Origin of the sequence: Rhizobium sp. BT-226, assembly GCF_025847085.2 — a bacterium.
GTDB lineage: Bacteria > Pseudomonadota > Alphaproteobacteria > Rhizobiales > Rhizobiaceae > Rhizobium > Rhizobium sophorae.
The window spans coordinates 1,094,635-1,120,234 of the sequence record NZ_JAOYTI010000002.1 but is presented as its reverse complement, the minus strand read 5'-3'; the positions used below and the strand labels follow the sequence as shown (position 1 = coordinate 1,120,234).

Below are 25,600 nucleotides of genomic sequence, written 5' to 3'. Positions count from 1 at the left end.
GTGGCTGATTTCGACGACGAACGTATCGCTTCCCTGAAGCAGCGCAGGAAGACTGCGATCCTGGATCGGTTTCTGACTTTCTCCGGCCTGGCGCTTGCCGGCGCTTCCGCCTTCTTTCCCTGGTACGTCTTCTTCAACGCGGACAAATTCGGCATTAATGTCGCCGCCAGCGAGAGTTCGCGTGAACTGCCGGATTGGCCGGCCCGCAACGTCTTCAGCGTCTCGCCGCTTGCCATGGTCAACAAGAACGAGGCGGACAAGAAGGCCCCGCCGATCGATCCGCTGACGACGGCGACGGTCTCCGATCTCGGCAAGGAGCGCGATGGCCGCGCCATACAGGAAGATCAGCCTTTCCCCGGCAGATCTTCCTTCCGCCTGCTGCATGTTTCCAACGGCCGGGCGCTGATCGAGGATCCCTCGGGCATGTACGTGGTGCGCATCGGCTCGATCCTGCCCGACGAAAGCCGCCTTGCGACACTCGAACAGCGCGACGGCAAATGGGTGATCGTCACCTCCAAGGGCGAGATCTACCAGAACAATTGAACCTGTCCGCAAACGCCGAAGGCAACAGGGGGCTCCGCCGCGAACCAGCCGGAGCCCTTTTTTTTAATTCCGGCATTCGTTGGATCGATTCCCACTTAAGGTATGACGCATCAATTCAAATAGTTACAGCGTGCTTGCACGTCCGAAAGACGCGCGGCGCTGTCATAGCGGCGGCCTTCGCCGAAAACCGCCTCGAAGCCTGAATTCCCGTAAGTCCCACGCAAGATTACCGCACTAGGTTCGGGACAGTAAAAACGGAGAGTTCTCATGCAACCGATCCAACTTTTCGACTTGGCTTCGCGGCAGGCGGAATGGCTGACGATCCGTCAGCAGGTTGTTGCCGGCAACATCGCGAATGCCAATACCCCGAAGTTCCGCGCCAAGGACGTTACGCCCTTTGATGCGGTGCTCGACAATTCCAATATCAACATGGCGCGCACCAATCCGGCGCATCTCAGCGGCAACGATTTCAGCGACAGCGGCGATATCGACGTCAAGGACGCCGCGCTCGACCAGGAGATCGGCGTCCAGGAATCCGGCAATACAGTCGGGTTGGCCGAGGAGCTCTCCAAGTCGGGCGATATAAAGCGCCAGTACGATCTGAACACCTCGCTGGTCAGTTCCTTCAACCGCATGATGTTGATGACCGTCAGGAGGTAAAGTCATGGATCCGCTTTCAGCAGCAATGAAAATCGCCGGTTCCGGGCTCGAGGCGCAGTCGACGCGCCTGCGCATCGTTTCGGAAAACATTGCCAATGCCCGCTCGACCGGCGACACGCCCGGTGCCGACCCCTACCGCCGCAAGACGATCACCTTCGGCCAGCAGATGGATCGCACCAACGGCGTCGAGACTGTCAACGTCAAGAAGGTCGGCGTCGACGAAGGCGACTTCAGCACTGAATTCGACCCCAGCAATCCGGCTGCGGACCAGAAGGGCGTCGTCAAACTGCCGAACGTCAATATCCTGGTCGAGATGGCCGACATGCGCGAAGCCAACCGCTCGTATGACGCCAATCTGCAGACCATCAAACAGACCCGCGATCTCATCTCCTCCACGATCGACCTCCTGAAGAGCCAATAATAATGATCAGCAGCGTCCAGAATGTCAGCAACCTTTCGATGACCCGTGCGCTCGGCGCCGTCGACACCGAACATTCCGCCTCGTCGTCTGCCGCCACTATGCCGGGCGCCGCAGGTGCGGCCAGTGGCATGAGCTTCGCCTCCGTCATGGGCAACATGGCGAGCGACGCGGTCAACAGCCTGAAGGGTGCGGAAAGCATGTCCTTTGCCGGTATCAAGGGCACGGCGTCGACGCGCGAAGTCGTCGATTCCATGCTCCAGGCCGAGCAGACGCTGCAGACCGCGATTGCCATCCGCGACAAGGTCGTCTCGGCCTTTCTCGAAGTCACCAAGATGCAGATGTAACTGATTTGAGGACGAACACATGAGAGCGCTCGCCATCGCAGCAACGGGCATGGATGCCCAGCAGACCAATCTGGAAGTCATCGCGAACAACATCGCCAACATCAATACGACCGGTTTCAAGCGCGCCCGCGCCGAATTCTCGGATCTTCTCTACCAGACCGAACGTGCCAAGGGTGTCGCCAACCGCGCCAACCAGGCCGTCGTTCCGGAAGGTGCCAATATCGGCCTCGGCGTCCAGACCTCGGCGGTCCGCAACCTGCATCTCCAGGGTGAACTGACCCAGACCGGCAACGATCTCGACGTGGCGCTGATCGGCAAGGGTTTCTTCCAGATCCAGTCGACCGACGGTACGACGCTTTACACCCGCGCCGGTGCCTTCAACAAAAACGACCAGGGCCAGCTCGTCACCATCGACGGCTACGAGGTCCTTCCCGGCATCACCATTCCGACGGGTTCGACCGAACTGACGATCAGCCGCTCCGGCCAGGTCTCGGCCAAGCTGCCGGGAACGACGGAGGCGACCGAGCTCGGCCAGTTGACTCTTGCCGACTTCGTCAACGAGGCTGGTCTCCAGCCGCTCGGCGACAATCTCTTCCAGGAAACGCCGGCCTCCGGCGAAGCCGTCATCGGCAATCCTGACGAGGAAGGTTTCGCTTACATGAAGCAGGGTTACCTGGAATCTTCGAACGTCGACCCGGTGAAGGAAATCACCGAGCTGATCTCGGCCCAGCGCGCTTACGAAATGAATTCCAAGGTGATCACCACCGCTGATGAAATGGCCTCCATCGTCAGCAAGAACCTGAAGTAAAGGGAAGGGCCGAAACATGATGTTTTGCCGGGCAGGACACATCTCAGGATGGGTGGCGGCAGCCACGATCGCAGTCGCGGGCATTTTCTTGCCCGCGGACGTGGATGCAGGCATGGGTTATGCCGTCGTCCCGACGACGATCATCTACCCCGGCGACACATTGTCGTCGAGCCAGCTTCAGGAGGTCGAGGTCACCAACCCCAACCTCGCCGGCGATTATGCCAAATCCATTTCCCAGGTCGAAGGCATGGTCTCCAAGCGCACGCTGTTGCCGGGCCGCACGATTTCGGTTTCGGGCCTGCGCGAAGCCTATACGGTGACACGCGGCTCTTCGATCCGTCTGGTCTTATCGCTCGGCGCGATGACGATCTCCGCCGCCGGCACGCCGCTCGAAGACGGCACGATCGGGCAGGTCGTCCGTGCGCGCAATATGGACTCCGGCGTCATCGTCAGCGGCACGGTGCTTGCGGACGGCACGGTCCATGTGAGGGCAAAATGAAATTGTTCTTCCGTTTCCTCACTCTTGTCGCGGTTCTCGCCATGAGTTTGGCTGATGTCGCGCCCGCCTGGGCGCTGACCTCCCGCATCAAGGATATCGCCTCCCTTCAGGCCGGGCGTGATAACCAGTTGATCGGTTATGGCCTCATTGTCGGCCTGCAGGGAACCGGCGACGGCTTCCGTGCCTCGCCCTTCACCGAGCAGTCGATGCGGGCGATGCTGCAGAATCTCGGCATCTCGACGCAGGGCGGTCAGTCCAACGCCAAGAATACCGCGGCCGTGATGGTCACCGCCAACCTGCCGCCCTTCGCAAGTCCCGGCAGCCGTATCGACGTCACGGTGAGCTCGCTCGGCGACGCGACGTCGCTTCGCGGCGGCACGCTCGTCATGACCTCGCTTTCCGGCGCCGACGGCCAGATCTACGCCGTTGCGCAGGGCGCTGTCATCGTCTCCGGTTTTCAGGCGCAGGGCCAGGCGGCGACCGTGACCGAAGGCGTCACCACCGCAGGCCGCGTGCCCGGCGGCGCGATCATCGAACGCGAACTGCCGTCCCGTTTCAAGGATTCGGTCAATCTCGTCCTGCAGCTGCGCAACCCAGACTTCTCGACGGCGATCCGTATCGCCGACATCGTCAACGGTTATGCCTCGGCGCGCTTCGGCGGCCCGGTCGCCGAAGCCAAGGATTCGCAGGAAGTTGTGATCCAGAAGCCGCGCGCGGCCGATCTCACCCGGCTGATGGCCGACGTCGAAAATCTCATCGTCGAAACCGATACGCCGGCCAAGGTGGTCATCAATGAGCGCACCGGAACGATCGTGATCGGCTCCGACGTCCGCGTCTCGCCGGTTGCCGTCAGCTACGGCACCTTGACTGTCCAGGTCACCGAGACGCCGCAGATCATCCAGCCCGAACCCTTCTCGCGCGGCCGGACCGCCGTCCAGCCGCAGACCGATATCGCGGCCGAGCAGACCGGCGGGCGCGTCGCCATCATCGATGGTCCAGATCTCAGGACCCTTGTCGCCGGCCTCAACAATATCGGTGTGAAACCGGATGGCATCATCGCCATTCTCCAGGGCATCAAGTCGGCAGGCGCCCTGCAGGCGGAGCTTGTGCTGCAATGATTGATATCATCAACCCTGACATGACGGTTCTGCAATTGCTGCGCCGGCTGGCGTTGCCGGCCGCAGGCCTCGTCCTTTTGTCGATCCCCAGCGCCTTCGCGCAGGAACATGCGCCGGCACGCGACATCACCTCCCAGGATGAGATCAAGCAGTTCTGCACCAACATCGCCGAGCCCGCCCGCGACCAGCGTTACCTCCTGCAGAAGCAGGAACTGGAAAAGCTTCGCGCCGACATCGACGCCCGCATGGCGGAAATGGACAAGCGCAAGGCAGAATATCAGGACTGGCTGAAGCGCCGCGACGATTTCCTGAAGCAGGCGGAAGCCGGCCTCACCGAAATCTACAGGAAGATGAAGCCGGATGCGGCCGCACTTCAGTTGCAGGACATGAAGATCGAGGTGGCCTCCGCCGTGATCATGCGGCTCGGCCCGCGTCAGTCGAGCCTCATCCTCAACGAGATGGACCCTGAGAAGGCCGCGGTCATCGCCAGCGTCATCGCCAGTGCGTCCGATCCCAATACGTCGAAGGATCCTTCATGAATATGCGTTTCCCGGCCGCGATCGCCGCCCTCGCACTCCTTGCAGGTTGCCAGTCTCCGACGGCGGTCAGCGAGATCGGCCGTGCGCCTGCCATGAGCCCGATCGGCAGCGGCCTCGCCTACGGCCAGACGCCGCAGATGGCGCTTTATCCGAAGCAGCCGCGCGCCGTGGCGCAGGGCTATTCGCTGTGGAGCGATTCGCAGGCCGCCCTCTTCAAGGATGCGCGCGCGCTCAACGTCGGCGACATCCTGACCGTCGACATCCAGATCAACGACAAGGCCTCCTTCGACAACGAGACCAACCGCAGCCGCACGAATTCGAGCGGCATGAACTGGGATGTCAACGCTCAGATCTTCGGCTGGACGCCGGAGTCGAAGACCGACCTGACTTATGGCTCCGACACCAGCACCGACGGCAAGGGCAAGATCGAGCGCACCGACAAGCTCACCCTTCTGGTCGCCGCGGTCGTCACCGGCATTCTCGAAAACGGCAACCTCGTCATATCAGGCTCGCAGGAAGTTCGCCTGAACCAGGAGCTGCGAATCCTGAATGTCGCCGGTATCGTTCGTCCGCAGGACGTCAATGCCGACAACCAGATCTCCTACGACAAGATCGCCGAAGCCCGCATCTCCTACGGCGGCCGCGGCCGCCTGATGGAAGTGCAGCAGCCTCCGCGCGGCCAGCAGGCCGTCGATCTTTTCTCGCCGCTTTGAGGCTGAACGACGATGGCAGAGCCAGACGCAAGCGCAGGTCAATCGCAGAAGAAATCCGGCTCGCTGATGACGATCATCGGCATCGCCGTCCTGACGCTCGTCGGCGCCGGCGGCGGCTGGGCGGTCGGCACGACCGTCGCGCCCAACATCAAGGGCGCCAAGGAGGTCGAGCAGGCCAAGGATGCGGAGGCGAAGAAGAAGGCCGAGGAAGGCCTGGCGCGCATCTCGACCGAGGCCAACAACGTCGTCCAGCTCGAGCCGATCACCTCGAACCTCGCCTACCCCTCCGAAAACTGGGTGCGACTCGAAGTCGCGCTGCTGTTCAACGGGCCGCCGGATGTCAAGGTTTCCGAGGATATTCACCAGGATATCCTCGCCTATATCAGGACTGTTTCCCTGCAGCAGATCGAGGGGCCGCGGGGCTTTCAATATCTCAAGGATGACATACAGGAACGTGTTGACCTTCGCTCGCAAGGGCGGGTATCGAAGGTCATGTTCAGGACATTTGTCATCGAATGATTCGTCTCATAGTTTTCCTTGCCGCCATGATGGCGGTACCGGAACTGGCGGTGGCACAGCAGCTGCCGACTGACTTGTTGAATATACCGGTCGATGGCTCCGTCGCCGCCTGGATCATCCGGACATTCGGCCTGCTGACCATTCTTTCGGTCGCGCCGGGCATCCTGATCATGGTGACGAGCTTTCCGCGCTTCATCATCGCTTTTTCGATCCTCCGCTCAGGGATGGGCCTCTCCTCGACGCCCTCCAACATGATCCTCCTGTCGCTGTCGCTGTTCATGACCTTCTACGTCATGTCGCCGACCTTCGATCAGGCCTGGCAGAACGGCGTGCAGCCGCTGCTTGCCAATCAGATCAACGAGACCGAGGCGGTCCAGCGTATCGCCGAACCCTTCCGTACCTTCATGGCGGCCAATACCCGCGACAAGGATTTGGCGCTCTTCGTCGATCTGGCGCGCGAACGCGGACAGAATATCCAGACGACCGATCCGATCGACTACCGCGTGTTGATCCCGGCCTTCATGATTTCCGAGATTCGCCGCGGCTTCGAGATCGGCTTCCTCGTCGTGCTGCCGTTCCTCGTCATCGACCTCATCGTCGCGACCATCACCATGGCAATGGGCATGATGATGCTGCCGCCGACCTCGATCTCGCTGCCTTTCAAGATTCTCTTCTTCGTGCTGATCGACGGCTGGAACCTGCTCGTCGGCAGCCTGGTGCGCTCGTTCAGCTGACCGGCTGCCGCCGCTTGGATATTCGCCAATGAAAGAACCCGCCGGACTGCTCCGGCGGGTTCTTTCATTATGCAGCAATTCAAAGTGCTACGGCGTCCTTCACGCGCCTGAAAGGCGCGCTGTAGCGGTCGAAAAGCCTCAATCGGCCGCGAACGGCGCCGTGCGCGGCGGCAGCGCCGGAATGTCCATGTGATCGGGTGCCAGACCCTGCCTGGCGCGCTCGGCCATGATTTCATAGGCCTGCTCCAGATGGTCGCAGAACCGTTCGGCATCGAAGAGCGGCGCGATATAACGCTTCTCCTTGAGATGCGCCTTGTATTCGGCGATCCGCCCGGGATTCTCAGCCAGTTCGACGGCCATATCCTCATAGGCCTGTAGGTCGGGCGCGACGAGATCGGGTAGGTCGATGGCCCTGAGCAGGCTCTCGCTGACGCGTGACGCGAAGTTGGTACCCTTGACGGTCAGAACCGGCAGGCCGCCCCAGAGCTGCTCCGAGGTGGTCGTGTGGCCGTTGACGGGGAAGGTATCGATGCCGAGGTCGGCCGCCTGCTGGCGGTCGATGTGCTGTTCATAGGGCGCGCGCGGGCAGAAGATGATCCGCTTGGGCGAAATGCCTGCCCCCTGGAATTGCTTCAGAAGGTTTGCCTGGTTGCGCGGCGTATTCGCCATCAACCAGAGTACGCTGTTTGGGGCGCGCTTCAGGATACGGCACCAGCTGCCGATCGTCTCCGGCGTGATCTTGCGATTGCCGTTGAAGGACGCGAAAATGAAGGCGTCTTCCGGCAGGCCGAGTTGCTCGCGAGTGACAGGACGCGGCTTCGGACGATGCATCGGGTCGTTCGGCTGGTAGCTCTCCGGCAGCCGGCAGAACTTCTCATGGTAGAAGGGCTTGGCCACCTCGGGTAGGACGAAATGGTCGCCGATGACGTAGTCGAGGTCGACATTGACCGTACTGCCGGGGAAACCGAGCCAGCCGACATGCACCGGTGCGAGCGGCAGGTTGAAGGCCGTCGCGCGACTGCCCGAAGTGTGGCCCTTCAGGTCGACCATGATGTCGATATTGTGCTCGCGCACCACTTCCAGCACCGCCTGATCGGAGAAGCCGTGAACGGTGACGATCCGGCCCCAGCGGCTGCGGTCGATCGTGTTGTGCTTGAGGTATTCCGGGCCCGTATGGCAGAAGAGCGTCACCTCGAACCGGTCCTTGTCGTGCAGTTCGAGGATGCGCTGCAAGAGCTTCATCGTTGCGTGGCGATCCCAGAAGTCTGATGACATGTAGCCGATCCGGATCTTGTCCGACCAACTGTGCGGCTGGTTGCGGCGGAAGGCCACCCGTTCCTGGTTGAGGGGGTTGGTGCCGATCGTCGCATACCGGTTGAAGTCTTCGTTGCCGCACCAGTGCAGGTGATAGAACGGGTTGTCCTTGCGCAGGATCTCGATATCGCCCTTTGCAAGGGCCGCGTCGATCACCGCCTGATGCTTGCTCGCCTCTTCGAACTCATTGAATTCGCGTGCGAAAACAAGGTGAAGGAAGCGAAATGCGAGGTTGCCGGGAAAACGCTTGAAGATGTTGCGCGCGAGGTTCTGGTTGGTTGCGTCGTTCAGATCGTCGCTCAGCAGCAGGGCCGCCAGGCGCATATGATCGGGATTGGCACTCTGCGACAGCACCGTCTTGAACGGGCGGATGATATCCCGCTGCTGGCGCTTCAGATAGATCGCGGTGATGATGAAGGCGAGCTCCGGGTCTTCCTGCGCCTTGGTGAGGTTTCGCATGGCGATCAGCAGAGCATCGTCCTCGTTGCCGGTCTCGTAATGCAGCTTGGCAGCCTGTTTCTGGTATTCGTAGGAATTCGGTCCTTCGCAGTTGCCGGCCAGGCCATAGGCTTTCGCGGCATCGGCCTTGAAGCCGAGCTGCACGAGGTTCTTGGCCAGCAGCGCATAGGTCTTGGCATCCGGCTGGATGTCCATCAACTGGTTGAGCGTCGCCAAGGACTGTGTGTAGCGGCCCATCTGGTAATCCTTGGATGCCGCAGAGAACGAAACTTTGCTGTTCAAAACCCAACTCCGTGAAGGAAATGCTCTGGCATGACTGTCGATCGCCGAAGCGCGCATGGACCGTCCTCCCGAAAACGAGGTCAGTCCGATGATGCTATCCCGGCATCTGCCATACTGGCATTCGAAGCTTGCTTGAAACCGGTGGCGCGATGAGTGCCTGCTTTGTCCGGAAAGCCTCGACTGTCCCAGGAAAGCGCCCCTTCCGCCGGTAAAATTCGCTTTTACCGCTCGAATTCGGATGCCAAAAATTATCTTCAGCAGGCATTAACTAAGCCTTGTGAGAAGGCATTAACTATGCCCTGCGAGGAGCCGGCCGAGGGGCTGTATTTTTAAGGAGTTGGCAAGCATTGGCTGCGAGATTGCCCTGGACATGACGGGTTTGGGCCAAACAAAACAGGCGCCGAGTAGCATGAAGCTGGTCCGTCATCGCCGGTACTATAGTCCGGTATGTCCTCCTTTTTGTATCTAGTTTCCAGGGGACAGATTTATGACAAGCATTAACACGAATTCTTCCGCAATGGCCGCTCTGCAGACGCTGCGTAGCGTCAACCAGAACCTGAACAACACGCAGAACCACGTTTCCTCTGGTTATCGTGTTGAAAAGGCTTCGGACAACGCTGCTTACTGGTCGATCGCAACTACCATGCGTTCGGACAACAAGGCTCTCTCGGCCGTCTCCGACGCTCTCGGCGTAGGCGCCGCCAAGGTCGACACTGCTTACACCGCCATGGACAGCGCCATCGACGTCGTCGGCGACATCAAGGCGAAGCTCGTTGCCGCAACTGAAAACGGCGTCGACAAGGCCAAGGTCCAGGAAGAAATCGGTCAGCTGCAGCAGCAGCTCCTGAGCATCGCTCAGTCGGCTTCCTTCAACGGTGAAAACTGGGTTGCTGGCGCAACCGGCACCAAGAGCGTCGTTTCCTCCTTCGTCCGTGACGGCTCCAACGCCGTTTCGATCACCACGACCGACTATATTCTCGACAGCGGCTCTGCAGGCAACGTTCTGTTCGGCATGAGCGGCGGCTCGGTCGAAACCTCCACGGGTATCCTCGGTACTTCGACTGGTGCGACCGGTTCGATCTACGCGATGGACATCACCAGCTTTACGTCCGGCCAGATCCAGTCGGCTCTGACCAACGTTGAAGCGGCTCTGAAGGCCATGACCAGCGCCGGCGCTGCTCTCGGCTCGCTCTCCAGCCGCATCGACGCTCAGGACGACTTCGTCTCCGCTCTCAGCGACTCGATCGACTCCGGTGTCGGCCGTCTCGTCGACGCCAACATGGAAGAAGAGTCCTCCAAGCTCAGCGCCCTGCAGACCCAGCAGCAGCTGGCGATCCAGTCGCTGTCGATCGCGAATTCCTCTTCGCAGAACATCCTGTCGCTCTTCCGCTAAGACCGGTTGGCACAAGGTTTCCAAGTCTCGCGGCCGGGTCATCCCCGGCCGCGAAATATTTTAATATAAGGTTAATGAAAATCCCTCTAACCATCAGATATTTTTAAGTAATTTTCAATTCTAATTCAGCTTTCCTTAACCATCTTGGTGTTTTCTAGGCCCATCGAAACGGCGAGTTAACCTTAACAGAAATGGTTAACAGGCATGATGCTGATCGCTGTGGGCCGGCCGAAAATCCGGAATGTCCCTGTTTAAAATCTGCCAACAAGGGGCAAGCAAACTATGACGAGCATCAACACCAATAACGCTGCAATGGCAGCCCTCCAGACTCTCCGTGGCATCAACCAGGGTCTCCAGGAAACCCAGGCCCACGTTTCGTCCGGCTATCGCGTCGGCAAGGCTTCCGACAACGCTGCTTACTGGTCGATCGCAACGACCATGCGTTCGGACAACAAGGCTCTCTCGGCTGTCTCCGACGCTCTCGGCCTCGGCGCTGCAAAGGTCGACACCGCTTACTCCGCCATGGACAGCGCCATCGACGTCGTCGGCGACATCAAGGCGAAGCTGGTTGCCGCCACTGAAAGCGGCGTCGACAAGGCCAAGGTCCAGGAAGAAATCAGCCAGCTGCAGCAGCAGCTCCTGAGCGTCGCTCAGTCGGCTTCTTTCTCCGGTGAAAACTGGGTTGCTGGCGCTGACGGCACCAAGAACGTCGTTGCCTCCTTCGTCCGCGACGGCTCCAACGCCGTTTCGGTCGTGATGACCGACTATGTTCTCGACAGCTCCTCCATGGGCAACGTTCTGTTCGGCATGAGCGTCGGCTCGGTCGAAACCTCCACGGGTATCCTCGGTACTTCGAATGGTGCGACCGGTTCTGTTTACGCAATGGACATCACCAATTTCACCCTCGGCGAAATCCAGTCGGCTCTGACCAACGTTGAATCGGCACTGAAGGCGATGACCAGCGCCGGCGCTCAGCTCGGCTCGATCTCCAAGCGTATCGAACTGCAGGAAAACTTCGTCTCCGCTCTCAGCGACTCGATCGACTCCGGTGTCGGCCGTCTCGTCGACGCCAACATGGAAGAAGAATCCTCCAAGCTTAGCGCCCTGCAGACCCAGCAGCAGCTGGCCGTCCAGTCGCTGTCGATCGCGAACTCCTCTTCGCAGACCATCCTCACGCTGTTCCGCGGCTAATAACCCTCGGAAACATCAGCCCGCCGGTCTCCGGCGGGCATTGGTATCGAGCCGCGCTCCGATGGAGCGCGGCTTTTTGATTTCTATTAACCAATGATTAACCATAATGCTGTCTTCTGCGGTCAACGAGACGGCGGGTTAACCAAGTTTAAGAACCGGTTAACAGGCATGAGGCTGGTCCCCGTTCCCGGTAGCTTTCCGGAATGTCCCTTTTTTCCATCTGCCAACAAGGGGCAATCATTTTATGACCAGCATTTTGACGAACGTCGCGGCAATGGCCGCCCTTCAGACACTCCGCGGAATCAACGACAGCCTTGAGACGACGCAGAACCACGTATCGTCGGGTTATCGCGTCGAAAAAGCAGCCGATAACGCCGCCTATTGGTCGATCGCAACGACCATGCGTTCGGACAACAAGGCTCTCTCGGCTGTTTCCGACGCTCTCGGCCTCGGCGCCGCAAAGGTCGACACCGCTTACTCCGCCATGGACAGCGCCATCGACGTCATCAGCGAAATCAAGGCGAAGATCGTTGCCGCAACCGAAAAGGGCGTCGACAAGACCAAGATTCAGGAAGAAATCAGCCAGCTGCAGCAGCAGCTCCTGAGCATCGCGCAATCGGCTTCCTTCTCCGGTGAAAACTGGGTTGCCGGCGCTGACGGCACCAAGAGCGTCGTTTCCACCTTCGTGCGCGATGGTAACGGCAATGTCTCGGTCAAGACGACGGACTACGTCCTGAGCTCAGGCTCCATGGGCAACGTCCTCTTCGGCATGACCTCGGTCGGCGCGATCGAGACGACCTCCGGCATTATCGGCACATCAAGCGGTACGATCGGCTCGATCTACTCGATGGACATCAGCACTTTCGGCTCGGTTGAGATCTCCATGGCCCTGACCTCAATCGAGGCCGGCCTCGACGCGATGACCAAGGCCGCGTCGCAGCTCGGCTCAATTTCCACGCGCATCGAGTTGCAGGAAAACTTCGTCAGCGCGCTCAGCGACTCGATCGACTCGGGCGTCGGCCGCCTCGTCGATGCCGACATGGAAGAGGAATCGAGCAAGCTGACGGCGCTGCAAACGCAGCAGCAGCTGGCCATCCAGTCGCTGTCGATCGCCAACTCCAGCGCTCAGAACATCCTCACGCTGTTCCGCAGCTAAATCAGGCGCTGAAACTGGACCGAATCTTGCGCCATCGTCTGGCAGCAAACGCAAAGCCTCCCGGACCGCGCCAGAAATGGCGCGGTTCTTTCTTTTATATCAATGCTTTGGTCGGAATTGCGATCGCGGCGCCAGCCTCAGTGCTGCGCTCTTGCCCAACAGGTTGGTATCGAGTTAACTTCGCCTCGAGTTGATTTGCTTTTGCGACACGCCGGTAGAAACGCTGCCGGAGGCATGACGCCACTTCAGTCGCCGCCGGCAATCCGGCCTGCCCTTTCACCCCGATTCCGAGACCTGTCGATGACCGTTAAGATTACCAGCGCGGCCGCGGTGAATGCGCTTGCGGTGCTGCGCAGCATCAACAAAGAAGCCAACCAGACCCAACAGCAAGTGTCCTCGGGATATCGTATCGAGACGGCTGCCGACGATGCGTCCTACTGGTCGGTCGCGACCGTCATGCGTTCGGACAGCACCAATCTCGGAACGATCGGAGATGCGCTCGGTCTCGGCGCTGCCAAGGTGGATGCGACCTACACCGCGATGGACTCGGCGATCGATCTCATCGGCCAGATTCGCGCCAAGCTGGTTTCAGCAAGAGAGCCAGGCGCCGACAAGGACAAGATCAACGCCGAGATCAGCGAATACAAGGAGCAGTTGCAGACGGTCGTCGAATCGACGTCGTTTGCGGGTGAAAACTGGCTGTTGAACGGCGATGCCGCCGCGCCGCCGACATGGCAGGTGATCTCTGGTTTCGTGCGCGCTCCGACCGGCGAATATCAGGCTCAGACCATCGATTTCCCATCCTCGCAGACCATCCTCATCGACAAGAACAATGCGAGCGGCGGCCTGCTGACCAAGTCGGTCGATGCCAATGCGATCAATAACAGCGGCGCGACGTCGCGGAACTATTATCTGCTGAACGCCAACTCCACCACGCCGGCGACAGGTACGGAAATTGCGATTGGCAAGAACACGACCGATGCACAACTCACCGACATGCTTGACGTCACCGACGCGCTGCTCTCCTCGCTGACGACGACGGCCGCGTCCATCGGCGTGATGAAGACGCGCATCGACGATCAGATCGACTATACCGCCGATCTGTCCGATTCGATCGACAAGAGCGTCGGTGCGCTCGTCGATACCGACATGGACGAGGCTTCGATCCGGCAGAAGGCGATCGAAACCCAGAAACAAATGGCCGTCGAAGCGATCTCGATCCTCAACACGGCCGCAAGCAAGATCCTGATCCTGCTGGAATAGGGGCGGGCGCGATCACGGGTGGCGGAGGCGCCATTCATCCTCGCGCAAGTTTGACTTCCTAGTTTCCGGCATGAAGGCATCGTCCGAATCCGTGCCGGCGCAAGTTCAGGCCCTTGCCCGTTTCGAAGGGGATGCCGGCGCACAACGTCACTTTGAGCGGGGGCGGGCATGCCGCATGCCTCCCGAATGCTGGATGGTTTTTTATGAGCATTACGCTTTCCCGGTATTTGAAGGATTTCGGTGAACCGGAATCGTCAGCGCCGATCCTCGACATGAGTGACTTCGGCGGCGACGATTTCCCCGAAATGCCGAGCGAACCGGCGATCGACATCGAGGCGGAGCGCCGCGAAGCCTATGCGGAAGGTCATGCCGCAGCGACTGTGGAATTGACCGAGAGATACGAACGCGAGGCGCGGACGCTGGCGGAGGTCCATGCGCGGGAACTCGAGGAACTGAAGCTTCGCTACGAGGTCGAGGCGGCGGCGGTCATTGCGTCCCGCATCCGCGATATCGCCGAAGAGGTCGCTCAGCTGGTCAGCGCCGGCGCCGCTGAGGCGATCGCGCCTGTGATGACGGGCGCGCTCGCGGCCAAGGCTGCCGAAAGCCTCGCCGCCCTGCTGCGTGATGCGATCCTCGAAGGCGCGGCCGGAGCGATCGTCGTCAGGGGCCCGACCCGGCTTTTCGACATATTGAAGGCCGAGCTCGGCGAACATGTAGCCGCGGTTCGCCACTTTGAGACCGACGATATCGATCTTGCAGTCGAAATCGGTGATTCCGTCATCGTCACCCGTATGTCCGCCTGGGCGGCCAGCTTGAAGAAAGTTCTGGAATGAGCGAAGGCGAAAACCACCACCACGGCAAGAACGAGATCATCATCGTCAAGAGACATGGCGGCGGTGATCACGATGGCGCCCATGGCGGTGCGTGGAAAATTGCCTATGCCGACTTCATGACGGCGATGATGGCGTTCTTCCTGGTGATGTGGCTGGTCAATGCCGCCAACGAGGAGACCAAAGCCTCGGTCGCGACCTATTTCAATCCGATCAAACTCTCCGACGAAAAGCCGACCCAGAAGGGCCTGAAGAAGCCCGTCGACAACGCCGAGGGCGAGGAGAAGCAGGAGAAGTCGAAACAGAAGGAAGAAGATCCGAACGACGGCAAGGCCGCGGCGGATGGTGACGATCAGACATCGACCTCCGGCGACCAAACCAATTATTCCGAGGCCGATTTCTTCGAAAACCCATATTCGGTTCTTGCCGAAATCGCGCAGGAGGTCGGCCAGCAGGCCAATGTCAGCGCCAAGGGCGATGGCGGTGCCGCCGATTCCGGGCCGGCCACCGGCGCCGATGGCGGCGAGGCCTATCGTGATCCCTTCGATCCGGATTTCTGGACGAAGCAGGTCGAGGTCACGACGGCCGGCAAGCCGTTACCGCCTGGCAAGAGCGACGAGCAGGCGGTCGAGAGCGAGACGACCGAGATCGCCAAGCTTGAGGACGCCAAGCCGATACCGCTGACCACCGATCAGAAGGCCGCCCAGGAGACCAAAGAAACCAAGGAGACCAAGGGCGCGGTCGAGGCCAAGGACGGCAAGACGTCAGGTGGCAAGTCGCCGGAAGACAAGAAGGCCGAAGCTCAGAAGGACGCCGATCATCAGAAGGATGCCGACAAAAGTGCCGCCGAGGCCGAGCAGAAGCAGCAGAAGGAAGCCGAGCAGCTGCAGGCGCAGATCGCCCAGCAGATCGGCGGCGTGGCCGGCAAGCTCGCCGAAGGCCTGACCGTGACGGCGTCCGAAGGCGGATTGCTGGTCAGCATCTCCGACCAGACCGACGATTCGATGTTCAATATCGGTTCTGCGGTTCCGCGCCAGGAGATGGTGCTCGCCATGGAAAAGATCGGCGCGATCCTGAAGGAGAGGGGTGGTGCGGTTGCCATCCGCGGCCACACGGACGGTCGCCAGTATAAGGGCACGCAGAACGAGAACTGGCGGCTTTCGATGGACCGCGCTCAGAGCGCCTACTACATGCTTGTGCGCGGCGGGCTTGATGAGAAACGCATCTCCCAGGTCTCCGGCTTTGCCGACCGTCGGCTGAAGCTGCCGTCTGACCCGTTCAACGCGACCAACCGCCGGATCGAGATTCTGGTGCAGGCGGATCAAGGATAGTCGAATGGCGCGTCGGCAGCATCGTTACGTCGGATTTGTGGCCCTCGGCCTGGCGATGCTTTCGCCGGCCGCAGCCAATGCGCAGGATCCGGACGATCTCGCGCCCTACAAGATGCTGCGGTCGCTGCAATTCGTGCAGGATTCCGTCGTCACCGGCGATCATTCGGCCGGTGAGATGCAGCGCTTCATGCTGGGCACGATCGACGAGCGGCTGCGCACCGTCGACCCGTCGATCTTCGACGACGACCGCAATGTCGATGCAGCGCTGATCTACACGATGAGCGGCGGCAATCCCCAGACGCTCGAATATCTGATCGCCCACGACGTCAACGGCTATTTCGACAACCGCGTCACCGATGTGCTGCGCAAATATCTGAGCGGCAAGGGGCTGCTCGTCGCCAAGACGCTGGAGGAGACGGCCAAGGAATATCGCGACAAGAAGATCGGCCCCTACCTTGCGTTGATCGGCGGCAACGTGCTGATCGCGACGAAACCGACAGAGGCGCTGGATCTCTACGACCAGGCGCGTCTTGCCGCCCCGGGTACGATCGTCGAGGAGGCGGCGTTGCGCCGCTCAGTCGCCATTTGCGTCGACAAGGGGATGCTCGACAGGGGGATGGCCTATTCGCAGCGCTATGTCAGACGCTTCCTGCATTCGCCCTATGCTAGCCAGTTCGCCGATCTTTTCGTCACGCTCGTCGTCGGCCACGATCACGACGTGAAACCGCAGGATGTCATCGACATCCTGTCCTTCATGGACGCTCCACGCCAGCGCGAGGTCTATCTGCGCATCGCCCGCGCCGCCGCTATTTCAGGCAAGCCGGAACTGGCGCGCATGGCGGTCGGACGTGTGCAGTCGCTTGGCGGCGGCACCGACAATGCTTTCGGTCCACTCGCGGATTTCTATGGGGGCATGGCCGGCCTGCCCACAGAGGATATCGACCAGGCAGCAAAGAATGTCAGCGGCATCGACGGCAACGCGCTGTCGCTGCGGGATCAGGCGCTGCAGGAGGCGGCGCGATCCGTTGCCGAGCAGATCCTGCGCGCTCCCGACCCGGCAAGCTTGACGCAAGCCTCCAATCCTAACACTGATGATCAAGAAATCACTTCTGAAAAGGCTGCGGCGATAGCCACGCAACCGGGAGCGCCAGGCGCGCTTCCCGAGCCTGTTCCGGGAGGTGTGGCATCGACTGGCCAAAGCCAGGATACCGACCCCTCATTCAACGCATTTGTGACGACCAATCGATCCAAGCTCGACGAGATCGACGGTCTTCTGGCGCAAGAAGGCAACGAACAATGATGGATATAAGCGTCTCGGGAGGAGCCTCCGGTACGGAGACGGCTGCGGTTGCGAAATCCGCGCGACTGGCCGGAAAAGGTGATGCTGACGGCCAAAAAAACGGCTTCTTCGACGCGCTTGCCAAGGCAGGCAGCGATGCCGTCAATGACGAGCCCGACGATGCGCAACCGGATCAGGGCGTGGCTGCCGATGGCGGCGCCGAGAAAGTGGCGCGGACGATCCGCGGCCGCAGCAGCGCAAAGCCGTTGATCGACCTTAGCGATGCCGCGTTGAAGGCACAGGCGGAGGTACAGCCGGAAACGATTGCCAGTGTTGAAAAGGCGGCGGCAAAGCCCGTAAAGGCTGAGGTCAAAATGCCGGCCGATCTCGCCTTCGGCAAGCTCGATCCGAAGGACAGTCCCGCAGACGAGGTCGCTCCGGCAGCCAAGGCCGGCAAACACACCAAGGCCGACGCGCTGGAAACCGATACGGACAAGGCCAGCGACGATGATGACGGCGGCATTTCCGATGTTCTCGGTCTGCTGAAGCAGGATCCTGCCGACGGGACCGTGAGTTTGCCGGCGGCGGCCACCGCGCATCACGTCTCCGCCAAGGTCGACGAGGCTGGAGCGGGCGACAAGAAACTCGATGGTATCGACGCCAAGGCGGGCGGCCATGCGTCCGACGCTCTTGCCGCCGTCAGCGGCAACGTCGAGAGCGGCAAGGCGGATGATATCAAGGTTCCCGGATCGGAGACTGCCGAAGCCGCCGATGGCAAGACATTCAGGATCAGCCGTGCCGATGGCCGCGGCGTGTCGATGGATGTCCATATCGGCACGGATCAGGCCGGGCCGAAAGATGGTTCGAAGAAGGCCGATGTCGAAAACGTTTCGGTGCTCGAATCGCGCCGCTATATCGGCCTGATGCAGAATTCGAATTCCGCCGCTGTCACCGCCGCCCTCTCCGGCGATTCCGAATGGGCGCGCGCTATGGAGCCGAGCTCGGCGCTCTCCAACGCGGCGGAATGGACGAGCACCGGCAAGGTGGTCAATACGTTGAAGATCCAGATGAACCCGCTCGATCTCGGCCTGGTGACGGCGACCATGCGCCTGTCCGGCGACGCCCTGAACGTCGACCTCAAGGTCGAAACCGGGGCGGCCTATCGTCAAATGAAGGAAGATCACGGCAAGATTCTCGAAGCTCTGCGCAGCCAGGGTTACGCGGTCGAAAACGTCACCATCAGCATGGCGCCGGTCGAGCGTCCAGACGCCGGCAACCAGGGCCAGGCCTCCCAGCAGCAGTCGCTCCCCCAGCAGGGGCAGGGCGGCGAGGCGCGCGAGCGCCACAATCAGACGGCACAGCGGACGGATGGAGGCTTCAATGGCGCAGGCGATACCAGTGTTGAAGACGCTCGTTCTGGCGGTAACAGCGGCACTGGCGGCGTTTACCTCTGAGGCGATCGCCTCCACCGGCGCCTGCGAACGCGAGATCCAATCGGCAGCGGCCAAATACGGCATCCCGGAAGGAATCCTCTATTCGGTTGGGCTGACGGAGACCGGCCGCAAGGGCTCGCTCTATCCTTACGCCATGAACGTCGAAGGCAAGGCGATCTTTCCGCCCTCGGAGCAGGACGCGATGCGGCAGTTCGATGTCGCCCGCAGCAGCGGCGCCAAGCTCATCGACATCGGCTGCATGCAGATCAACCATTACTTTCACGGCGAGAATTTCCGCTCCGCCGAGGAGATGTTCGACCCGCATCGCAACGTTGAGTATGCGGCGAAATTCCTCCGCAACCTGCATGACCGTCACGAGACATGGACGATGGCGGTAGCCAGATACCACGCCGGACCCAACAACAACCCTGCGCAGAAGCAATATGTCTGCCGCGTCATCTCCAATCTCGTCGCCACGGGCTATGGCAAGTGGACTCTCAATGCGAGTAACTTTTGCCGAAATTGATTCAACCAAAGATGGAAGAGGCGTATTGTGACGAAACTGTGTCACAATGTGGCGGGAATCCGGCACAAAACCCGTGCGCAAGTCATATTTAACCGACCGTTAACTTTTCCACGAAATTTTGGTGTGCATAATCAGGCATACCCACTAGATATAGATCAAATCGCTACCCAGATCTTAATCAATTATTAGTTTCTGCCATTAACTTTAACGAGTTGTCGCCGATTCGTGCGATTCGTACCCATAGATCATCGAAGTGCCACACTGATTCGGAGGCGGACGAATGATCGTAGTGGTTGATGAGCGTGAGCTCGTGAAAGATGGATATACATCTCTGTTCGGTCGTGAGGGCATTCCCTCCACCGGCTTTGATCCAACAGAATTTGGCGAGTGGGTACAGACCGCCGCCGATTCCGATATAGCTGCAGTCGAGGCCTTTCTGATCGGTCAGGGCCAGCGCAACTTCGAACTGCCCCGGGCGATCCGGGACCGGTCGATGGCGCCGGTGATTGCGGTCAGCGACCAGCACTCGCTCGAAAACACTCTTGCGCTTTTCGATTGCGGCGTCGACGACGTGGTGCGCAAACCGGTGCATCCCCGCGAGATCCTTGCAAGGGCGGCTGCGATCCGGCGCCGGCTGAAGGCGATCACCAATTACACCGAGATCGGGGGTATCCGCGTCTTCTCGGATGGTCGTGACCCCGAGATCAACGGCGAAGTCTTCGCACTTCCCCGGCGCGAGCGCCGCATCCTCGAATATTTGATCGCCAATCGCGGTCGCCGCGTCACCAAGACCCAGATCTTCAACGCCATCTACGGCATCTTCGATGAAGAGGTCGAGGAGAACGTCGTCGAAAGCCACATCTCGAAGCTGCGCAAGAAGCTGCGCAAAAAGCTCGGCGTCGATCCGGTCGATTCCAAGCGCTTCCTTGGTTACTGCATCGATTGGGCCTGATTTCTCGGCTGGGCGGCGCCCGGCTGAACTTCGATATCTGGCCTCGCAGCTCGCATGACAGACAGCTTCACGCAAGGCCCGACAAATACTCTCGTGCATAACAGGTAAAACGAGGTTTTCAGATGAGCATTTTCGGCAGCATGAAGACGGCAGTATCGGGGATGAACGCTCAGGCCAACCGCCTCAGCACCGTCGCCGACAACATCGCCAACGTTAACACCACCGGTTACAAGGCTGTGTCGACGAGCTTCTCGTCGTTGGTTCTGCCTTCCTCGGGCGGCAACTACAATTCCGGCGGCGTTCAGACCTCCGTCCGCCAGGCCGTCTCCGACCAGGGCGATATTTCCTACACCACCTCGACCACCGATCTTGCGATCTCGGGCGACGGCTTCTTCATCGTCCAGGGTCCTGACGGCACCCCGGTCCTGACCCGCGCCGGCGACTTCACCAAGGACGACGAAGGCAACCTCGTCAACGCCGCCGGCTTCATGCTGATGGGCTATTCCTACGACGCCGGCTCTCCCGCCGTCGTCGTCAACGGCTTCGACGGCCTCGTTCCCGTCAACGTCAACCAGGAAGGGCTGACCGCCATCGCCTCAACATCTGGGGTCTTCAAGGGCAATCTGGATTCCGGCGCCAATGTCGTTGCGGCCGCCGCAACGCGGCCGAGCGCCAACCCCGCAACCCCGACAGCCGATACCAAGAAGTTCTCGATGGTCGCCTACGACCGTCTGGGCAACAAGGTGATGTACGACTTCTACTTCACCAAGACATCGGTCGCGGCAGCGCCGCCGCCGGCGCCTCCCGCAGTTAACAGCAGCTGGGAGGTTTCAATCTATCGCAACGCCGATGCTGCGGTCGGCGGCACGACTTCCTTCCCCTACACCACCGCCGGCGGCGATGTTGGCCTCGGAACGCTCAACTTTGACGCCAATGGCAAGATGGTCACGCCCACCCCCATCGTGATCACTGACCCGGTGACAGGCATGAATATTAGTATGGATCTCTCCGGTTTCACCCAGCTCGGCGCTGATTTTGCCGGCACCGGTACGCCGAACGGCCAAGCTGCAAGCCCTGTCAAGGACGTCACGGTCGACGGCGACGGCATCGTCTACGCCAAGTACGAGGATGGCACCAACAAGCCGCTCTACCGTATTCCGCTGGCAAACGTCGCCAGCCCCGACAAGCTGACGCTGATGAGCGGCAACGTCTACAGCGCCAACGGCCAGTCGGGCGTCACCGTCACCGGCTTCCCGCAGACCAACGGCCTCGGCACGATCAAAGCAGGCGCTCTCGAAGGTTCAAACGTCGACCTCGCTGGCGAGCTGACCGAAATGATCGAATCGCAGCGCAGCTATACCGCCAATTCCAAGGTGTTCCAGACGGGTTCCGACATTATGGACGTTCTCGTCAACCTCAAGAGATAAGCAAGGTACCGGGTAAGCCATGTCGCTCACATCCGCACTTAATACAGCGCAGAACATATTCAACAATACTGGCACTCAGAGCAGTGTCGTGTCGAACAATATTTCGAATGCGGGCAACAAAGATTACGTGCGCCGGCAGGCGATGCTTACCACGTCCTTGAATGGCGCGCAGGTCGTCAAGATAGACCGGGCGCAGGAAGAAGCGCTGCTGCGCCAATACCTGAAGACATCCTCTCAAGACAGCGCCCAGCAGACCCTGCTGAGCGGTCTCGAGGACCTGAAGTCGATCGTGGGTGGCAACGACTACGAAACGTCGCCATCCACCTATCTCGGCGTTTTCCAGCAGAAGCTTCAGGCCTTCCGCACAACGCCGGGCAGCACCGTCGCCGCCCAGGGCGCCATCACCGCCGCCCAGGACGTCGCCAACTCGCTGAACAATGCCTCGCAATCCGTTCAGGACGTTCGCGCCACCGCCGACAAGCAGATCGCCACCGCGGTCGATAAGTTGAACACGCTCCTCAGCGACTTCGAGAAGGCCAACAATGCGGTCAAGACCGCCACGGCCTCGGGTGCGGATGCATCCGGCGCTCTCGACGAGCGTGAGAAGGCTCTCAAGCAGATTTCGCAGATTGTCGGCGTCAACACGACGACGCGCGACAATAACGACATGGTGCTGAGCACGTCTGACGGGACGATCCTCTTCGAGACGATCCCGCGCAAGGTGACGTTTAAGTCTCAGGATGTTTATACCGCGACCATCACCGGCAATTCGGTCTATGTTGACGGTGTGGCACTTCCGCGCGGCGGCGGATCGACGACGACGGGGCAGGGAAGCCTTCAGTCTCTCCTCCAGGTCCGCGACGAAATCGCCCCGAACTTCCAGAAGCAGCTCGACGAAGTCGCCCGCGGCCTGGTCTCGCTCTTCAAGGAGCAGAACACGGCAGCCGGTCCGGCCTATGTGCCCGGCCTCTTCACCTGGAGCGGCGGCACGGTCGATACCGGCGCCACCGCGGTTGCCGGCATGGCGGCAACCATCACGGTCAGCAGCCGCGTCATCACCTCGCAAGGCGGCGATCCGATGCGTCTGCGCGATGGTGGCGTCAACGCCACCGGCCTCGTCTTGAACACGTCAGGCGTCAGCGGTTATACGGCTGAACTCGATCGTCTCTATACCGCATTGGGCTCCGACATCGACTTCGATCCCGCGGCGGGGACGCCTGTCGGGTTCGACGCCACGACCGGCATCGATTCAAACGTCAGCATCATGGAATTCGCCACGAATTCGCTCGGCTGGCTCGAGCAGTACCGCAGCAACGCCACGACGGCGGCGGAAAACACCTCGGCGGCGCTGTCACGCTCCGACGAAGCCTATTCCAATGAGACGGGCGTCAACCTCGACGAGGAACTGACGCTGCTCCTCGACATAGAGCAGTCCTACAAGGCGGCGACCAAGATCCTGAACGCCGTTGACGAAATGTTGAAGTCATTGCTGGATATTGCGAGTTAAGCCATGAAGAGCTCATTTATTTCAAGTTCGGCCATTCAGAATGCGATGCGGTTGACGATCCGTCAGGCGCAGAACCAGATGACGAAGGCGACGATGGAAGCGACGACGGGAGTCTATGCGGATATCGGTGTGTCTCTCGGCGGCAACGCCGCCAGAAGCGTGGACTTCAGCCGCGAGGTCGACAGGATAGCCTCGATCAAATCAAGCAACTCGCTTGTCACCGCGCGCATGGAATCCTCGCAGCTCGGCCTTTCCAAGATGAAGGACGTCGGCGACGGCCTCGTTTCGAAGCTGACGGCGCTCCAGGGCAGCCATGATCCCGGCAGCATCACCGTCGCCATCCAGTCGGCGACCAGCGCCCTGTCCACGATGATGGACACGGCCAATACGATGGTAAACGGCGAATATCTGTTCTCGGGCATCAACACCGATGTGCAGCCGCTGACAGACAAGACGGCCGCGACGAGTGCCGCCATCGTCACGCAGTTGAATGCCTACGCCGCCGCTCTTGTCCCGCCGAAGGCGGTCAAGGATCTGACCGGCGCCGAAATGAGCACCTTTATCACCACGACGGTAGAGCCGATGTTCAGCCAGGCCAACTGGACCAATCCGGCGACCGGTTGGTCGCAGGCATCGAACCAGAACATGACGAGCCGCATCAGCAACTCCGAAGTGATCGAATCCTCGACCAATGCCAATTCCGAGGGCATGCGTTACTTCGCGCTCGCCTCAGTGATGACCTCGGCACTGTTGGGTCAGACCCTGAGCACCGATGCGATGAGCACGGTGTCCAAGCAGGCGATCAGCTATACGGCGAAGGCGACCAGCGGCCTGGTTACCCAGGCAAGCCAGCTCGGCCTTTCGCAGGAGCGCGTCAAGAAGTCCAACGACGCTCTCGACGCTCAATCGAACATCATCAAGAACAAGCTCGTCGATCTCCAGGGCGTCGATCCTTACGAAGCCTCGACCCTCGTCAAGACTTTGGAAACGCAGCTTGAAACGGCTTACACGATCGTCTCGAAGATCCAGCAGTTGAGTCTTGTAAACTACCTTTGATGAGCAAAGGCGCGCAATAAAGAAGGATGCATGAATGTATCAGTTCTCATATGCCGAAGTCATGCAGGACTCGGTGGCCGACGCGAAAGAGCGGGAATGGCAGGTTCTTGACCGGTCCATAGACCTGCTGTCGTTGGCGCGCGAAAAGGAAAAATACGGCCGGGAAGCCATTGAAGCCCTGTTTTATACGCGCCGGGTGTGGATCAGCTTCATCGAGGATCTCAAACATCCCGACAACCAGCTGGAGATCGGGCTCAGGGCCAACCTCATCTCGATCGCGATCTGGATATTGAAGGAATGCGACAGGATCAGAAAACGTCAGTCTAATAACTACCAGGGCATCATCGACGTTACCACCATCATCAGGGATGGACTTAAATGAAAAGTACACTTCGCATTTCTCTGAAAGCCGGAGAAAGAATCTTCATCAACGGCGCCGTCCTGCGCGTCGACCGCAAGGTCGCGCTGGAATTCCTGAATGATGTGACGTTCCTTCTCGAAAACCATGTCCTCCAGCCGGAGGGCGCCACGACACCGCTGCGTCAGCTCTATTTCATCGCGCAGATGATCCTCATCAACCCTGAGGGCAAGGACCACTCGACGGCGTTGTTCCGCAAATCGATCACCATGCTGCTCTCCTGCTTCAAGAACGAGGAGATCCTCGCCGAACTGAAGCGCATCGATGCGCTCGTCTCGACGGGCCGCGCCTTCGACGCCCTCAAGGCGATCCGCGGCCTCTATGCGATCGAAGACAATATCCTCAACAACCACGAAATGCCGCCGACGATGGTCGAGCAGATTCGCAGGGAGATTGCACCATGGCGGTAGATGCAACGTCGAACGTGAACAGCACGACCTCGACGAACTCCACGAGTTCGGCCCAGAAGAAGGCGACGCTGAATTACGACAACTTCCTTCAACTGCTCATCGCGCAGATGAAAAACCAGGATCCGACCGATCCGATGGATGCCAGCGAGCAGATGTCGCAGCTGGCGAGCTTCTCGCAGGTCGAGCAGACGATCCAGACCAACACCAAGCTGGACACACTTCTGGCAAGCTCGAGCCTTACTCAGGCCAGCAGCTACGTCGGCAAATACATGGAAAGCGCCGACGGCAAGGTCAAGGGCACCATCGAATCCGTCAAGGTTTATTCCGACGGAATCATTGCGACAACCACGGCTGGCGGGAATATACTCGTGCAGGCGGGAATCACTATTGCCGACAAGGCGCCGACCACGTCGACCGACACCAGCGATACCTGATACCCACGGTGCCGGTGCGCCGCATAACTCAGGTGATACCA

Annotated in this window: 28 protein-coding genes; 27 read left to right on the top strand and 1 reads right to left on the bottom strand. The window is 60.1% G+C overall.

Annotated elements, in window-relative coordinates:
• From OIU37_RS15730 to fliP, 11 genes are all read left to right on the top strand, one after another.
• Window positions 1-543: a flagellar protein gene (locus tag OIU37_RS15730; protein WP_240601950.1), complete on the top strand. Its 543-nt coding sequence runs from the start codon at window positions 1-3 to the stop codon at window positions 541-543.
• A 267-nt stretch (window positions 544-810) separates the two neighbouring features.
• Window positions 811-1,203, top strand: coding sequence for a flagellar basal body rod protein FlgB (gene flgB / locus OIU37_RS15725; RefSeq protein WP_003545529.1), 393 nt, complete (start codon window positions 811-813; stop codon window positions 1,201-1,203).
• 4 nt (window positions 1,204-1,207) lie between these two features.
• Window positions 1,208-1,624, top strand: a complete 417-nt coding sequence (gene flgC / locus OIU37_RS15720) for a flagellar basal body rod protein FlgC (protein WP_168310506.1) — start codon at window positions 1,208-1,210, stop codon at window positions 1,622-1,624.
• 2 nt (window positions 1,625-1,626) lie between these two features.
• Complete coding sequence (locus OIU37_RS15715; RefSeq protein WP_264258017.1) at window positions 1,627-1,968, top strand: flagellar hook-basal body complex protein FliE; 342 nt, start codon at window positions 1,627-1,629, stop codon at window positions 1,966-1,968.
• Between the two features lie 19 nt (window positions 1,969-1,987).
• A complete protein-coding gene (gene flgG, locus OIU37_RS15710; RefSeq protein ID WP_264258016.1) occupies window positions 1,988-2,776 on the top strand; it encodes a flagellar basal-body rod protein FlgG in 789 nt (262 codons plus the stop codon).
• 16 nt (window positions 2,777-2,792) lie between these two features.
• Window positions 2,793-3,275: a flagellar basal body P-ring formation chaperone FlgA gene (gene flgA / locus OIU37_RS15705; protein ID WP_003545535.1), complete on the top strand. Its 483-nt coding sequence runs from the start codon at window positions 2,793-2,795 to the stop codon at window positions 3,273-3,275.
• Window positions 3,272-4,393: a flagellar basal body P-ring protein FlgI gene (locus OIU37_RS15700; protein ID WP_025393157.1), complete on the top strand. Its 1,122-nt coding sequence runs from the start codon at window positions 3,272-3,274 to the stop codon at window positions 4,391-4,393. The genes flgA and OIU37_RS15700 overlap by 4 nt, the downstream gene beginning before the upstream one ends.
• Window positions 4,390-4,932 carry a MotE family protein gene (locus OIU37_RS15695; RefSeq protein ID WP_180693789.1) on the top strand — a complete coding sequence of 181 codons (543 nt, stop codon included), beginning with the start codon at window positions 4,390-4,392 and terminating at the stop codon, window positions 4,930-4,932. The genes OIU37_RS15700 and OIU37_RS15695 overlap by 4 nt, the downstream gene beginning before the upstream one ends.
• Window positions 4,929-5,645, top strand: coding sequence for a flagellar basal body L-ring protein FlgH (flgH, locus tag OIU37_RS15690; protein WP_011650477.1), 717 nt, complete (start codon window positions 4,929-4,931; stop codon window positions 5,643-5,645). Before OIU37_RS15695 ends, flgH begins: the two co-directional genes overlap by 4 nt.
• Before the next feature lie 12 nt (window positions 5,646-5,657).
• Window positions 5,658-6,164 (top strand): flagellar basal body-associated FliL family protein, encoded by a 507-nt coding sequence (locus OIU37_RS15685; protein WP_180693787.1) that lies wholly within the window; start codon window positions 5,658-5,660, stop codon window positions 6,162-6,164.
• Window positions 6,161-6,898 carry a flagellar type III secretion system pore protein FliP gene (fliP, locus tag OIU37_RS15680; protein ID WP_171601599.1) on the top strand — a complete coding sequence of 246 codons (738 nt, stop codon included), beginning with the start codon at window positions 6,161-6,163 and terminating at the stop codon, window positions 6,896-6,898. Before OIU37_RS15685 ends, fliP begins: the two co-directional genes overlap by 4 nt.
• A 138-nt stretch (window positions 6,899-7,036) precedes the next feature.
• Here the strand turns inward: fliP and OIU37_RS15675 are convergent, their stop codons facing one another.
• Window positions 7,037-9,010: a glycosyl transferase gene (locus OIU37_RS15675; RefSeq protein ID WP_180693786.1), complete on the bottom strand. Its 1,974-nt coding sequence runs from the start codon at window positions 9,008-9,010 to the stop codon at window positions 7,037-7,039.
• A gap of 430 nt (window positions 9,011-9,440) precedes the next feature.
• Here OIU37_RS15675 and OIU37_RS15670 point away from each other — a divergent pair, with 430 nt between their 5' ends.
• The 16 genes from OIU37_RS15670 (at window position 9,441) to flgD (ending at window position 25,559) form a co-directional block, all read left to right on the top strand.
• Window positions 9,441-10,346, top strand: a complete 906-nt coding sequence (locus tag OIU37_RS15670) for a flagellin (RefSeq protein ID WP_180693785.1) — start codon at window positions 9,441-9,443, stop codon at window positions 10,344-10,346.
• Window positions 10,347-10,628: 282 nt separating this feature from the next.
• Window positions 10,629-11,537, top strand: coding sequence for a flagellin (locus OIU37_RS15665; RefSeq protein ID WP_011650481.1), 909 nt, complete (start codon window positions 10,629-10,631; stop codon window positions 11,535-11,537).
• A 244-nt stretch (window positions 11,538-11,781) separates the two neighbouring features.
• A complete protein-coding gene (locus OIU37_RS15660) occupies window positions 11,782-12,693 on the top strand; it encodes a flagellin (RefSeq protein WP_180693784.1) in 912 nt (303 codons plus the stop codon).
• 300 nt (window positions 12,694-12,993) lie between these two features.
• Window positions 12,994-13,956 carry a flagellin gene (locus tag OIU37_RS15655; protein ID WP_027685978.1) on the top strand — a complete coding sequence of 321 codons (963 nt, stop codon included), beginning with the start codon at window positions 12,994-12,996 and terminating at the stop codon, window positions 13,954-13,956.
• A 203-nt stretch (window positions 13,957-14,159) separates the two neighbouring features.
• Complete coding sequence (locus tag OIU37_RS15650) at window positions 14,160-14,789, top strand: hypothetical protein (protein ID WP_180693783.1); 630 nt, start codon at window positions 14,160-14,162, stop codon at window positions 14,787-14,789.
• On the top strand, window positions 14,786-16,117 hold the full coding sequence (locus tag OIU37_RS15645; protein ID WP_180693782.1) for a MotB family protein: 1,332 nt from the start codon (window positions 14,786-14,788) through the stop codon (window positions 16,115-16,117). The genes OIU37_RS15650 and OIU37_RS15645 overlap by 4 nt, the downstream gene beginning before the upstream one ends.
• Window positions 16,118-16,121: 4 nt before the next feature.
• Complete coding sequence (gene motC, locus OIU37_RS15640; protein WP_180693781.1) at window positions 16,122-17,417, top strand: chemotaxis protein MotC; 1,296 nt, start codon at window positions 16,122-16,124, stop codon at window positions 17,415-17,417.
• Window positions 17,414-18,850: a flagellar hook-length control protein FliK gene (locus OIU37_RS15635; protein ID WP_264258015.1), complete on the top strand. Its 1,437-nt coding sequence runs from the start codon at window positions 17,414-17,416 to the stop codon at window positions 18,848-18,850. Before motC ends, OIU37_RS15635 begins: the two co-directional genes overlap by 4 nt.
• On the top strand, window positions 18,798-19,355 hold the full coding sequence (locus OIU37_RS15630; RefSeq protein WP_180693779.1) for a transglycosylase SLT domain-containing protein: 558 nt from the start codon (window positions 18,798-18,800) through the stop codon (window positions 19,353-19,355). The genes OIU37_RS15635 and OIU37_RS15630 overlap by 53 nt, the downstream gene beginning before the upstream one ends.
• 280 nt (window positions 19,356-19,635) lie before the next feature.
• On the top strand, window positions 19,636-20,307 hold the full coding sequence (gene rem / locus OIU37_RS15625; protein ID WP_171601591.1) for a transcriptional activator Rem: 672 nt from the start codon (window positions 19,636-19,638) through the stop codon (window positions 20,305-20,307).
• 122 nt (window positions 20,308-20,429) lie between these two features.
• Window positions 20,430-21,734 carry a flagellar hook protein FlgE gene (locus OIU37_RS15620; protein WP_180693778.1) on the top strand — a complete coding sequence of 435 codons (1,305 nt, stop codon included), beginning with the start codon at window positions 20,430-20,432 and terminating at the stop codon, window positions 21,732-21,734.
• A 19-nt stretch (window positions 21,735-21,753) separates the two neighbouring features.
• Window positions 21,754-23,241 carry a flagellar hook-associated protein FlgK gene (gene flgK, locus OIU37_RS15615; protein WP_180693777.1) on the top strand — a complete coding sequence of 496 codons (1,488 nt, stop codon included), beginning with the start codon at window positions 21,754-21,756 and terminating at the stop codon, window positions 23,239-23,241.
• A gap of 3 nt (window positions 23,242-23,244) precedes the next feature.
• On the top strand, window positions 23,245-24,297 hold the full coding sequence (locus tag OIU37_RS15610) for a flagellar hook-associated family protein (protein ID WP_168314443.1): 1,053 nt from the start codon (window positions 23,245-23,247) through the stop codon (window positions 24,295-24,297).
• A gap of 34 nt (window positions 24,298-24,331) precedes the next feature.
• Window positions 24,332-24,679: a flagellar biosynthesis regulator FlaF gene (gene flaF / locus OIU37_RS15605; protein WP_027666404.1), complete on the top strand. Its 348-nt coding sequence runs from the start codon at window positions 24,332-24,334 to the stop codon at window positions 24,677-24,679.
• On the top strand, window positions 24,676-25,125 hold the full coding sequence (gene flbT / locus OIU37_RS15600) for a flagellar biosynthesis repressor FlbT (RefSeq protein ID WP_003556571.1): 450 nt from the start codon (window positions 24,676-24,678) through the stop codon (window positions 25,123-25,125). The genes flaF and flbT overlap by 4 nt, the downstream gene beginning before the upstream one ends.
• Window positions 25,116-25,559 carry a flagellar hook assembly protein FlgD gene (gene flgD / locus OIU37_RS15595; RefSeq protein WP_168310490.1) on the top strand — a complete coding sequence of 148 codons (444 nt, stop codon included), beginning with the start codon at window positions 25,116-25,118 and terminating at the stop codon, window positions 25,557-25,559. Before flbT ends, flgD begins: the two co-directional genes overlap by 10 nt.
• Window positions 25,560-25,600: the final 41 nt, after the last annotated feature.